This window comes from Aliiroseovarius sp., assembly GCF_030148435.1.
Classification (GTDB): Bacteria; Pseudomonadota; Alphaproteobacteria; order Rhodobacterales; family Rhodobacteraceae; genus JASBTN01.
Genome location: NZ_JASBTN010000033.1, coordinates 1 through 11,216, shown reverse-complemented (window position 1 = coordinate 11,216; position 11,216 = coordinate 1). Strand labels below are relative to the sequence as shown.

At 63.2% G+C, this 11,216-nt stretch carries 16 protein-coding genes; 10 read left to right on the top strand and 6 right to left on the bottom strand.

What is annotated here, in order from left to right; genetic code table 11:
• Positions 1-115 precede the first annotated feature (115 nt).
• A complete protein-coding gene (locus tag Q1V43_RS05815) occupies positions 116-256 on the top strand; it encodes a hypothetical protein (RefSeq protein ID WP_300515133.1) in 141 nt (46 codons plus the stop codon).
• Between the two features lie 4 nt (positions 257-260).
• Positions 261-1,646: a dihydrolipoyl dehydrogenase gene (gene lpdA / locus Q1V43_RS05810; protein WP_300515131.1), complete on the top strand. Its 1,386-nt coding sequence runs from the start codon at positions 261-263 to the stop codon at positions 1,644-1,646.
• Positions 1,647-1,731: 85 nt separating this feature from the next.
• Here lpdA and Q1V43_RS05805 read toward each other — a convergent pair whose 3' ends face one another.
• The gene (locus tag Q1V43_RS05805; RefSeq protein WP_300515129.1) at positions 1,732-2,055 is read right to left on the bottom strand and encodes a metalloregulator ArsR/SmtB family transcription factor; all 324 of its coding nucleotides are present in this window, start codon (positions 2,053-2,055) and stop codon (positions 1,732-1,734) included.
• A gap of 229 nt (positions 2,056-2,284) precedes the next feature.
• Between Q1V43_RS05805 and Q1V43_RS05800 the strand changes: the two genes are divergently transcribed.
• The 6 genes from Q1V43_RS05800 (at position 2,285) to Q1V43_RS05775 (ending at position 5,375) form a co-directional block, all read left to right on the top strand.
• On the top strand, positions 2,285-2,614 hold the full coding sequence (locus tag Q1V43_RS05800) for an AtpZ/AtpI family protein (RefSeq protein WP_300515127.1): 330 nt from the start codon (positions 2,285-2,287) through the stop codon (positions 2,612-2,614).
• Between the two features lie 37 nt (positions 2,615-2,651).
• Positions 2,652-3,452, top strand: coding sequence for a F0F1 ATP synthase subunit A (locus tag Q1V43_RS05795; RefSeq protein WP_300515135.1), 801 nt, complete (start codon positions 2,652-2,654; stop codon positions 3,450-3,452).
• 62 nt (positions 3,453-3,514) lie between these two features.
• Positions 3,515-3,751, top strand: a complete 237-nt coding sequence (locus tag Q1V43_RS05790) for a F0F1 ATP synthase subunit C (protein WP_093973261.1) — start codon at positions 3,515-3,517, stop codon at positions 3,749-3,751.
• 80 nt (positions 3,752-3,831) lie between these two features.
• Positions 3,832-4,365 carry a F0F1 ATP synthase subunit B' gene (locus Q1V43_RS05785; RefSeq protein WP_300515123.1) on the top strand — a complete coding sequence of 178 codons (534 nt, stop codon included), beginning with the start codon at positions 3,832-3,834 and terminating at the stop codon, positions 4,363-4,365.
• A gap of 4 nt (positions 4,366-4,369) precedes the next feature.
• A complete protein-coding gene (locus tag Q1V43_RS05780; protein ID WP_300515120.1) occupies positions 4,370-4,939 on the top strand; it encodes a F0F1 ATP synthase subunit B in 570 nt (189 codons plus the stop codon).
• Positions 4,940-5,165: 226 nt separating this feature from the next.
• Positions 5,166-5,375, top strand: coding sequence for a DUF2892 domain-containing protein (locus Q1V43_RS05775; protein WP_300515117.1), 210 nt, complete (start codon positions 5,166-5,168; stop codon positions 5,373-5,375).
• A 3-nt stretch (positions 5,376-5,378) separates the two neighbouring features.
• Here the strand turns inward: Q1V43_RS05775 and Q1V43_RS05770 are convergent, their stop codons facing one another.
• From Q1V43_RS05770 to Q1V43_RS05760, 3 genes are all read right to left on the bottom strand, one after another.
• Positions 5,379-6,134: an FCD domain-containing protein gene (locus Q1V43_RS05770; RefSeq protein WP_300515113.1), complete on the bottom strand. Its 756-nt coding sequence runs from the start codon at positions 6,132-6,134 to the stop codon at positions 5,379-5,381.
• A 108-nt stretch (positions 6,135-6,242) separates the two neighbouring features.
• Positions 6,243-6,887: an OmpA family protein gene (locus Q1V43_RS05765; RefSeq protein ID WP_300515110.1), complete on the bottom strand. Its 645-nt coding sequence runs from the start codon at positions 6,885-6,887 to the stop codon at positions 6,243-6,245.
• A 131-nt stretch (positions 6,888-7,018) separates the two neighbouring features.
• Positions 7,019-7,876 (bottom strand): bifunctional helix-turn-helix domain-containing protein/methylated-DNA--[protein]-cysteine S-methyltransferase, encoded by an 858-nt coding sequence (locus tag Q1V43_RS05760; RefSeq protein WP_300515107.1) that lies wholly within the window; start codon positions 7,874-7,876, stop codon positions 7,019-7,021.
• A gap of 158 nt (positions 7,877-8,034) precedes the next feature.
• Between Q1V43_RS05760 and nth the strand changes: the two genes are divergently transcribed.
• Both nth and Q1V43_RS05750 read left to right on the top strand, forming a co-directional pair.
• Entirely contained in the window at positions 8,035-8,679 is a 645-nt protein-coding gene (nth, locus tag Q1V43_RS05755; RefSeq protein ID WP_300515104.1) for an endonuclease III, read from the top strand.
• Positions 8,676-9,668 (top strand): adenosine kinase, encoded by a 993-nt coding sequence (locus Q1V43_RS05750; RefSeq protein ID WP_300515101.1) that lies wholly within the window; start codon positions 8,676-8,678, stop codon positions 9,666-9,668. The genes nth and Q1V43_RS05750 overlap by 4 nt, the downstream gene beginning before the upstream one ends.
• A 278-nt stretch (positions 9,669-9,946) precedes the next feature.
• On the opposite strand, the gene Q1V43_RS05745 is transcribed toward Q1V43_RS05750, so the two are convergent.
• Positions 9,947-10,363: an OsmC family protein gene (locus Q1V43_RS05745; RefSeq protein WP_300515098.1), complete on the bottom strand. Its 417-nt coding sequence runs from the start codon at positions 10,361-10,363 to the stop codon at positions 9,947-9,949.
• Between the two features lie 36 nt (positions 10,364-10,399).
• Positions 10,400-11,216 (bottom strand): sulfotransferase family protein (locus Q1V43_RS05740; RefSeq protein WP_300515095.1); only part of this gene is annotated, 817 nt, incomplete at its 5' end.

Here is an 11,216-nt window from a genome sequence, read left to right as displayed (position 1 = left end):
CCTTCTTCGACAGCGAGGAACTGGCCATGCACATGGAACGCGACGGTGTCGCCCATGTGGAAACCCGGTTGCTGCAGCCGGCCTGAAGACGAAACCTGGCGACGGCCCCGCCTGCATGACCTCAAGGGATGCGGGGCCGTGGATCGCCAAGACCGAGGTGGCCCATGTCATTTGGACCGGCCACCTGATCTGCCCCGGCTGCGGGGCGCAGGTTCTGGACAAGCCCGGCACGGGCCCGAAGAACGCCAAGGAGTGAGACTATGGCAGATTATGATGTGATCGTGATTGGCGGCGGCCCCGGCGGCTATGTCTGCGCCATCCGCTGCGCCCAGCTGGGGCTGAAAACCGCCTGCGTGGAGGGCCGCGAGACACTGGGCGGCACCTGCCTGAACGTGGGCTGCATCCCCTCGAAGGCCCTGCTGCATGCCAGCCACAGCCTGCATGAGGCCGAACACAACTTTGCCGCCATGGGCCTGAAGGGCAAGAGCCCGTCCGTGGATTGGAAGCAGATGCTGGCCTACAAGGACGACGTGATCGGGCAGAACACCAAGGGTATCGAGTTCCTGTTCAAGAAGAACAAGGTCGACTGGCTGAAGGGCTGGGGATCGATCCCCGCCGCCGGTCAGGTCAAGGTGGGCGACGAAGTTCACAATGCCAAGCATATCGTGATCGCGAGCGGGTCCGAGCCGTCGAGCCTGCCGGGTGCCGAGGTGGACGAAAAGATCGTCGTGACCTCCACCGGCGCGCTGGCGCTGCCGAAAGTGCCCAAGAAGATGGTCGTGATCGGCGCCGGTGTGATCGGGCTGGAAATGGGCTCGGTCTACAAGCGCCTGGGCGCCGAGGTGACGGTGATCGAATTCCTCGACGAGATCACCCCGGGCATGGACAAGGACATCCAGAAGACCTTCCAGCGTACGCTGAAAAAGCAGGGCATGGAGTTCATCATGGGCGCCGCCGTGCAGAAGGTCGACAAGACCAAGACCAAGGCCAAGGTGCATTACAAGCTGCGCAAGGATGACAGCGAAGCCATGATCGATGCCGACGTGGTTCTGGTTGCCACCGGTCGCCGCCCCTTCGTCGATGGGCTGGGGCTGGAAGGCGCAGGCGTAAAGATGACCGAGCGCGGCCAGATCGCCACGGATCACTGGCAGACTTCGGTCCCCGGGATCTGGGCCATCGGCGACGTGACCGAAGGCCCGATGCTGGCCCACAAGGCCGAGGACGAGGGCATGGCCGTGGCGGAAAGCATCGCCGGTCAGGCCGGCCACGTGAACTATGACGTCATTCCCGGTGTGATCTACACCTCGCCGGAGGTCGCCTCGGTCGGCAAGACCGAGCAGGAGCTGAAAGAGGCCGGTGTGGATTACAAGGTCGGTAAGTTCTCCTTCATGGGCAATGGCCGCGCCAAGGCGGTGTTCATGGGCGACGGCTTCGTCAAGATCCTGGCCGACAGGGCCACTGACCGGGTGCTGGGCGTGCATATCATGGGCCCGGCGGCGGGCGAGCTGATCCACGAGGCCTGCGTGCTTATGGAATACGGCGGATCGGCCGAGGACCTAGCACGCACCTGCCATGCGCACCCGACCTTCTCGGAAGCCGTGCGCGAGGCCGCGCTGGCCTGTGGCGACGGGGCGATCCACGCGTAAGCGGGTGGACAGGCGAAATGAAGGCGCGCTCCCGCAAACGGGGGCGCGTTTTGCGTTTGGCGAAGCGTCCCTTGCCCGGCTGCGCCTACTCCCGCAGTTCCGCCTCCAGAAACCGTTCGAAATCATCCAGGTTCACCGGTTCGAACTGACCGAACCCCTGCATCCAGACCGAGGCTTCGCGCAGGGCGTCGGGTTCCAGCTTGCACCATTTCACCCGGCCGCGTTTCTCCTGGCTGATCAGGCCTGCGCGGGTGAGGATGGTCAGGTGCTTCGAGATCGCGGCCAGAGACATCGCGAAAGGGTCGGCCACATCCGTGACGGCCATGTCATCCTCAAGCAGCATGGTCAGGATCGCGCGGCGGGTGGGATCCCCCAGTGCGGCAAAGACAAGGTCGAGGCGGTTTTCCATGGCTCTAGCCCTACGGGGATGGAAAGTTATCGTCAACCAAACGGTTGAATAAGCCGAAACCGGGCCATTTCGGCGGGATCAAGCACCGTGGCCGGGTATGGGCAGAGGAATGGTTTGGCAAATCGCGTGTTTTCAATGGGTTGCGAGGCGTGCCGTTAGCGCCAAACCCCGTTGACTCACAGCCCCCGGACCCTTAGCAAGGCGGCAACTGTCACCGGGGTGTAGTCCCATGTCCAAAGAACCTGATCGTGAGCGCCTGGAGGCGCTGGACGAGAAGCTGAAAAAGCTGAAGGGCGAGGACGAGGGGGCCGACACCGGCGGCGCTGACATGAACCAGGCGAACATGGCCTGGCAGATGGTCATCGAGCTTGTGGCCGGTCTTGGGATCGGCTTTGGCATCGGATTCGGGATCGACGCCGTTTTTGGCACGAAACCGATCTTCATGGTGCTGTTCATATTGCTGGGGTTCGCAGCGGGCGTGAAGGTCATGCTCGGAACGGCGGCCCACATGCAGGAAAAACAGGGCGGCGGGGCGTCGTCCGACAAGGAAGAGGGATAGAGACGTGGCTGAACAGAGCGCAAAACAGGGCGGTGGTCTGGCAAAGATCGTTTTCTTCGTGGTGCTGGCCTTGGTTCTGATCTCGGGCGTTGTCTTTGCGCCCGAAACACGCGAACTGGCGATCCACCCGATGGAGCAGTTCAAAGTGACCCCGCTGTTCGGCGGCGATCTGGGCGCCATCACGATCACCAACCAGACCCTGTGGCTGGCGCTGAGCGTGATCTCGGTCATCCTGTTGCTGGTGGTCGGCTCGCGCGGCCGTGCGATCATCCCCTCGCGCAGCCAGTCGATCGCGGAACTGGCCTATGGCTTCATCTACAAGATGGTCGAGGACGTGGCCGGCAAGGATGCCGTGAAATACTTCCCCGGCATCATGACCCTGTTCATGTTCATCGTGACCGCCAACTTCCTCGGCCTGCTCCCGATGAGCTTCACCACGACCAGCCATATCGCCGTGACCGCGATCCTGGCGGGTATCGTCTTCGTCTTCGTCACGATCCTGGGCTTCGTCAAGAACGGCGCCGGGTTCCTGGGCCTGTTCTGGGTCTCGTCCGCGCCGCTGCCGCTGCGCCCGATCCTGGCGATCATCGAGCTGATCTCGTACTTTGTGCGCCCGGTCAGCCACTCCATTCGTCTGGCTGGTAACGTCATGGCCGGCCACGCGGTGATCAAGGTATTCGCCGGTTTCGCCGGCGCCCTGGGTGTCGCCGGCTTCCTGCCGATCTTCGCCATCTCGGCGGTGCTGGCCCTGGAAGTGCTGGTGGCCTTCATTCAGGCTTATGTGTTCACCATCCTCACCTGTGTCTATCTGAAAGACGCTCTGCACCCGTCGCACTGAGCGGCGGCTGCAGCCCGCAAACAACCCCTAATTCAAGCATTCCAACGTAAGGAGAAACGAAAATGGAAGGCAATATCGCTCAAATGGGTCAATTCATCGGTGCTGGTCTGGCTGCTATCGGTTCGGGCGCCGCCGCTATCGGTGTTGGCCACGTTGCCGGTAACTTCCTGGCCGGTGCTCTGCGCAACCCGTCGGCTGCTGCCGGTCAGACCGCGACCCTGTTCATCGGCATCGCCTTTGCGGAAGCCCTGGGCATCTTCTCGTTCCTGGTCGCCCTGCTGCTGATGTTCGCCGTCTGATCCGACGAACCATCCTTACGAGGGGGCAGGTCGCGCCAATCGGCCTGCCCACTGTAAATCCGGTTCCAGGAGATTAAGACATGGCAATAACGACGCAAGAGACCGGTCAGGCCGCAGCCGAAGCAAGCGGCATGCCGCAGCTGGATCCGGCGGCGTTCGGGACCCAGATCTTCTGGCTCGTCGTCACCCTGGTGGTGATCTATTTCGTGCTGACCAAGATTGCGCTTCCGCGCATCGAGGGGGTTCTGGCCGAGCGCCAGTCCACCATCACGAATGACATCGCCGCGGCCGAAGAGCTGAAGCAGAAGGCCATCGAGGCCGAGGACGCCTACAACCAGGCCCTGGCCGATGCCCGCGCCGAGGCGAACAAGATCGTTGCCGAAGCCAAGGCCGAGATCCAGGCCGACGTGGACGCGGCAGCTGCCAAGGCCGACGCCGAAATCGCCGCCAAGGCCGCTGAATCGGAAGCCGCGATTGCGGAAATCCGGGCCGGTGCCGTGGAAAGCGTGAAGGCGGTTGCCAAGGACGCGACCCAGGACATCGTTGCGGCTCTGGGTGGTTCGGCGGATGCCAAGACCATCACGGCGGCCATCACCGCGCGCATGAAAGGGTAAGGACATGAAAAAGCTTCTGACCATCACCCTGCCCGCGGCCCTGACGATCGCCGCGAGCCCGGCCTTCGCTGCCAAGGGTCCGTTCGTGAGCCTTTCCAACACCGACTTCGTGGTGGTGCTGGCCTTCCTGCTGTTCGTCAGCTTCCTGGCCTACATGGGCGTGCCGAAACTGCTGGCAGGCCAGCTGGACAAGCGCGCCGCAGGCATCAAGTCCGAGCTCGACGAAGCCCGTTCCCTGCGCGAAGAGGCCCAGACCGTTCTGGCGTCCTACGAGCGCAAGCAGAAGGAAGTGGCCGAACAGGCAGAGCGCATCGTCGCTCACGCCAAGGAAGAGGCCGCCACGGCCGCGGAACTGGCCAAGGAAGAACTGAGGAATTCGATCGCGCGCCGCCTGGCCGCTGCCGAGGACCAGATCGCTTCGGCCGAAGCCGCTGCCGTCAAGGAAGTGCGCGACACCGCCGCACAGGTTGCCGTGGGCGCCGCCCGCGACATCATTGCAAAACAGATGACCGCCACCGAAGGCAACAAGCTGATCGAAGCGGCCATCAAGGACGTGGAAGCGAAACTGCACTGAGAGCGGCGCCGTGGCCCACCGGGCCGTGGCGACGCTCGCTCATCCGGCAAAACCGGATGTGTGGTGTGTCAACCAAGTCTGACAGTGAGGAAACCCGGGTCCGCGTGACCCGGGTTTTTCATTTCGCAGATGGTTGGCGTGCCGGCGTGGCTTTTTGTTTCATTAGGTGTTGAAATATCTTCAATCTTGAATATAACAAAATTCAGATAAGCGATAGGAGACTCCAATGAACGCACAACGCGCCACCATGTCCTTTGCCGGGTTTTTCGTCCTGCTCAGCCTGACCCTGGCCCATCTGAACGGACAGATCGACATGTACAGGATCGGCTGGCTCTGGTTCACCGCCTTTGTCGGGTTGAACCTGTTCCAGTCCGGCCTGACCGGTTTCTGCCCGCTGACCAAGATCCTGCAGCACCTGGGTCTGCGTCCGGCGTAAGACCTACTTCGCCCGCTCGTGGTCCAACCGCTGGCGGGCGATTTCCTCGTTGCGTTCGGCGCGGCGCTGATCCTCGTAGGCCTCGCAGACCTGATCCAGGTGCCTTTCGATTGCCGCCCGTGCCCGCACCGGGTCGCGTGCCTGAATTGCCGCGTTGATCCGGCCATGCTGCTGAAGCAGGTCCGCTTTTGTCACCTTCTGGCTGAACATGACCTGGCGGTTGTAGAACACCCCTTCGCGCAACAGGTCATACATCGAGCGCATCATATGCAGCATCAGCACGTTGTGGCTGGCCTCGATGATGGCGGTGTGAAAATCGGCGTCCAGTTCGCGCCCCATGCCGTCGCCAGCCGCTTCCATCTTCCTGTAGAGTTGGTCGATCACTTGCAGGTCGGTCTCGGTGCCGTATTTTGCCGCCCGCTCGGCCGCCAGCCCCTCCATATCGCGGCGGAAGGACAGATAGTCGGTCACGGCTTCGTCATGGCGCGAAAACAGCCGGATCAGCGAGGGCGAAAAGGCAGATCCCAGCACATCCGCCACGTAGATGCCGGCGCCCGCCTTGGCGGTCAGAAGCCCCTGGTCCTGGAGATCCGCAATTGCCTCGCGCAGCGAGGGGCGCGACACGCCCAATTTCTCGGCCAGATCCCGTTCGGCAGGCAGCCTTTCGCCGGGTCGCAGAATGCCGCGCAGGATCAGAAGCTCAATCTGTCGGATCACGGCGGCGCTGAGTTTCTCGGACTGGATTTTCTGAAATGGCATCGTTACCTCGCACTCAATTGGTCAAAGAATATGACCACTTCGGGCAAGGGGCAACCTAAAAGGCCGGGCGCGTGGCCCGGCCCTGGAATGATCCTGCGACAGGTCGGATCAGGCGTTGGGGCGAATGATGATCTCGACCCGGCGGTTCTGCTGACGGCCTTCCGGAGTCAGGTTGGTCGCGACCGGGCGATCCTCGCCCATGCCGATGGTCACAACGCGGCTGGCAGAGACGCCATTGTCGAACAGCACCGCGGCCACGGCGGCGGCGCGGCGGCGCGACAGGGACACGTTGTAGGAGGCGTCGCCCTCGTCATCCGTGTGGCCGATCACCTCGACCGTCGAATTCGGATAGTCCTGCAGGTTGCGCGCCAATGCAGCCAGATCGCCGCGTGACAGGTTTGACACGATCGCACTGTCGGTTGCGAACAGGATGTCGTTGGGCAGGGTCACGATCAGCTCGGACCCGGTGTTGACGATGGAAACGTCGTCATTGCCGATCGCCGAGCGAAGGTCGCCGGCCTGACGGTCAAGCTCCTGACCGATCACCCCGCCGACCGCGGCCCCGACGGCCGCACCGACGATGGCCTTGCCGGCCCGGTTGTTCGAGGAACTGGCCCCGATCAGCCCGCCGATGATCGCACCGGTGGCGGCGCCGGTCTGGCTGCGGGGGCCCATGTTTTCGAGCGGGGCCACACAGGCCGAAAGGGCCAGGGTCGCGGCGGCGCCCAGCACCAGGGTGGTTTTCATGCGCATGATACTGCCTCTTCAATCAACTGCGTTGTATTGCGCTTACATGAAAGGGCGTTGATATCGAATAACAAGGGGGAAAATGCGCGGCAAATCGCCTGTCACGCAGGGTGCGCGCACAGGGCGGGTCAGGCGGGTCAGGCGGCTCCGGCGGTGTCCTTGTTGTCCAGGCGCGCCGCCTCCCAGGCCAGGATCGCGCGTTTGACCGGTTGGCCCCAGTGATAGCCGCCCAGCCCCCCGGATTTGCGCAGGGCGCGGTGGCAGGGGATCAGGAAGCTCACGGGGTTGCGCCCGACCGCATTGCCCACGGCGCGCACGGCCTTCGGATTGCCCACCGCCTGGGCGATTTCGGAATAGGTGGTGACATGGCCCGAAGGGATGGTCAGCAGTGCCTCCCAGACCTTGACCTGGAACGGAGCGCCCATGAGGTGCAGGGCCGCTTTGCCGTTTTGCTCGAACACGGCGTCCACCATCGGACGCAACGCCAACGGATCCTCGACGAACTCCGCGCGCGGCCAACGGGCCAGCATGTCGCCCATCGCCGCCTCGGCGCCGGTTTCTCCGGCAAAACCCAACCCGCAGATGCCTCGGGCGGTGGCCATGACGATAGCCGGGCCGAACGGGCTTTCGAACCAGCCCCAGCGGATTCTCACCCCGTCGCCCCGGCGGGCGTAGTCGCCGGGGCTCATCGCCTCCCAGGTCAGGAAAAGGTCATGCAACCGCCCGGAGCCCGACAGGCCCACCGCATGGGCCGTGTCCAGCGTGGTGAAGTGCTCCCGCAATAGGGTCTTGGCATGGCCCAGGGCCAGGTATTGCTGATAGCGCTTGGGCGAGACCCCGACCCAGCGTGAAAACACCCGCTGGAAATGGGCGGGCGACATGTTCATGCGCCGGGCCAGGTCGTCCAGCGAAAGCTGTGCCCCGGCGGCGCGGTCGATCTCGTCAATCGCGCGGCGAATGACCTGGTAGTGATATTGCTGCTCGGACCCGTCCATGGCGCCCTCCTTTCACCTTCCAATCTGGGGCAGGGGGCGGGGAAAATCGACCCGTTTCCTGCGCCTTTGGGCGGCGACACCTGGCAGATCGGGCGGCCCCGGGGCCTGTCCGGCTTCCCGCGCTTGCCCCCCTTGCGCAAAGCGGGCATATCGGGGCCATGGCCAAGCAGATGAATTATCAGACGATCTCCGAGATCTTTCGCCGGTTCCACGCGGCGGACCCCGAACCGAAAGGGGAACTCAACCACACCAATGCCTATACGCTGGTTGTGGCGGTGGCCCTGTCTGCACAGGCGACGGACGTGGGGGTGAACAAGGCAACGCAAGCGCTGTTCAAGATCGCCGACACGCCGCAGAAAATGCTCGACCTGGGCGAAGAGGGGTTGATCGAGCATATCAAGACCATCGGGCTTTACCGCCAGAAGGCCAGGAACGTGATGAAGACCGCGCGTATCCTGGTCGATCAATATGGTGGAGAGGTGCCCTCGTCGCGCGCGGCGCTGACCAGCCTGCCCGGCGTGGGGCGCAAGACCGCCAATGTCGTGCTGAACATGTGGTGGAAGATGCCCGCTCAGGCGGTGGACACCCATATCTTTCGCGTCGGAAACCGGACGGGGATTTGCCCCGGCAAGGACGTGGACGCGGTCGAACGCGCGATCGAGGACAACATCCCCGCCGAATACCAACACCACGCCCATCACTGGCTGATCCTGCACGGACGCTATGTGTGCAAAGCGCGCAAACCCGCCTGCGGAAACTGCCTGATCCGCGACATCTGCCCATTCGAGGACAAACACCTATGACAAAGACCTACAAGGTTGTCGGCATCGGCAACGCCATTGTCGACGTACTGACCACCGCCGATGACACGTTCCTTGAACTCATGGGGATCGAGAAGGGCATCATGCAACTGGTGGAAAAGGACCGGGCCGAAGTGCTGTACGGTTCGATGGAGAACCGCAAACAGGCGGCCGGCGGCTCGGTCGCGAACACGCTGGCGGGGATCGGCAAGCTGGGGCTCAAGACCGGTTTTGTCGGCCGTGTGCATGACGACGCGCTGGGCCATTTCTATGCTGACGCAATGGAGATGGACGGCACCCGCTTCGTGAACCCGCCGGTGCCGGGGGGCGAGCTTCCGACCTCGCGCTCGATGATCTTCGTCTCGCCCGACGGCGAACGCTCGATGAACACCTATCTGGGCATCTCGGCCGAACTGGGCCCCGACGACGTGGACCCGGAAGTCGCGGCCGAGGCCGAGATCGTCTTTCTCGAAGGCTACCTGTTCGACAAGGACAAGGGCAAGGAAGCCTTCATCGCCATGGCCCGCGCCTGTCGCGCGGCCGGGGGCAAGGCCGGTATCGCGATCTCGGACCCGTTCTGCGTGGAACGCCACCGCACCGATTTCCTGATGCTGATCGAGCACGAGCTCGACTACGTGATCGGCAATGAAGACGAGATCAAGTCGCTGTTCGAAACAGACGACTGGGAAGAGGCGCTGGCCAGGACAGCCGAGATCTGCCCGCTGGTGATCTGCACCCGTTCAGGGGCCGGTGCGACGATCGTCCGGAACGGCGCGCGCGTGGATATCCCGGTCGAGGCGATCACCCCGGTGGATGCCACCGGCGCGGGCGACGGCTTTGCCGCGGGCTTCCTCTATGGCATGGCCACCGGCGCGGACATTCGCACCTGTGGCGAGATGGGCTGCGCGATTGCAGGTGAGGTCATCCGCCACATGGGCCCGCGCGCGGACCGCAACCTGCTGGCGCTGCTCCGGGACAAGGGGCTGGTCTGAGGACCGGGGAAAGCCCCGGTACGGCTCCCATCCTGGACGGCATGCAAGCGGGGCCTGGGTCGTGTCTTCCCACGCGGCCGCGCCAGGATGAGCCTGTCCTTAAAGGCGCGCCCAACCGCCACCCCGTGCTTTCATCTTTCCCAAAATATCCCGGGGTGAGCCCGCCAGGGCGAGGGGCTGGCCCCTCCAGGCTCACGAAGTGAGCCACCGGCAGCGGCCCGAGGCGTAAGCCGAGGGCCACCATGCCTGCACCCCTCCGTGCCTGCGGGTGGTGCCGCCTATTCGGTGTCCACCACCTCGAACCCGTGGGTCACTTTGGCCGTCGCCGCCATCATCGCGGAGGCCGAGCAATACTTGTCCACCGACAGGTCGATGGCACGCGCGACCTTGGCGTCCGACAGACCCCGGCCCTTCACCGTGAACTGCAGGTGGATCGTCTTGAACACCTTCGGATCGGTCTCGGCCCGTTCCGCGTCCACCGCCACTTCGACATCCTCGATGCGCTGGCGACCCTTTTCCAGGATCGAGACCACGTCATAGGCCGAACAGCCCGCCGTGCCGATGAGCAGCAGTTCCATCGGGCTCGGCCCCGGGGTGCCCCCCTCGCCATGGCTGGCGCCCAGAACGATCGAATGGCCGGTGCCAGAGGTGCCCAGAAATGTGCGGCCCTCGGCCCACTTCACGCGTGCTTTCATCTTGTATCTCCGCAAATCAGAGGTGGTGCCGGGCGTTCACTCGCCCAGTTTGGCGTGCACTTCGTCCAGGTCGATCTCCCCAACCGGCATCTTGTTGGACGGGTCGTGGAAATCATATTTGAACAGGTCGAAGTCGCGTTTGTAGATCTCATAGACCAGATGCATGGACAAGTCGTCGAAATACTCTTCAACCGGGTGGGCGCGTTTCGGCCCGTGGCCTTCGCTTTCGTTGAACCGCGGGATTGCGGCCAGATCGACCGCGTGGGGCGTTTCGTTCGCATCCAGCACCGATTGCATCCCGTTGTTGAATTGTTCGGTCCAGAAGATATTGTCATAGGTGCCGCCGTTCAGGATGAAGGTCGACACGTGGCCGGACATGGCGGACCAGTGAATGTCCGGGTCCATCGGCCGACGCCAGCGAATGGTGTCCCGGGCGAACAGAAGGAAGCGGCGAAAGCTCTTGATCTGGTCGAAGTCGAACTCGTCCTCGGGGGAGCCGACCTCGATTCCGTATTTCTGAATCAGAAGTGGAACCAGGTTGCCGCGATAACGCCGGCCGTTTCTTTGAATGCCGCAGATCTTGTCGAAAAAGGACGACAGGATGCGGGCGTAGGGGTTGCGCACGCAGGTAAAGGCATAGCTCTTGTGGCCGGTCGCATTCGCCTCGATCAGGGGCTTGCTATGGTCCTGTGACCACTTGTGCAGTCGGTCGGTCGAGTCGTGAATGTCGCCGTCGAAAAACTCGCCATGATCGGAATAGAACATGATCTGGCCAATGGTCGAGCAGGCGCATTTCGGCACCACGCGATAGACCATGCTTTCGCTTTCCGTCATCCAGGTTCCGGGAAACCCC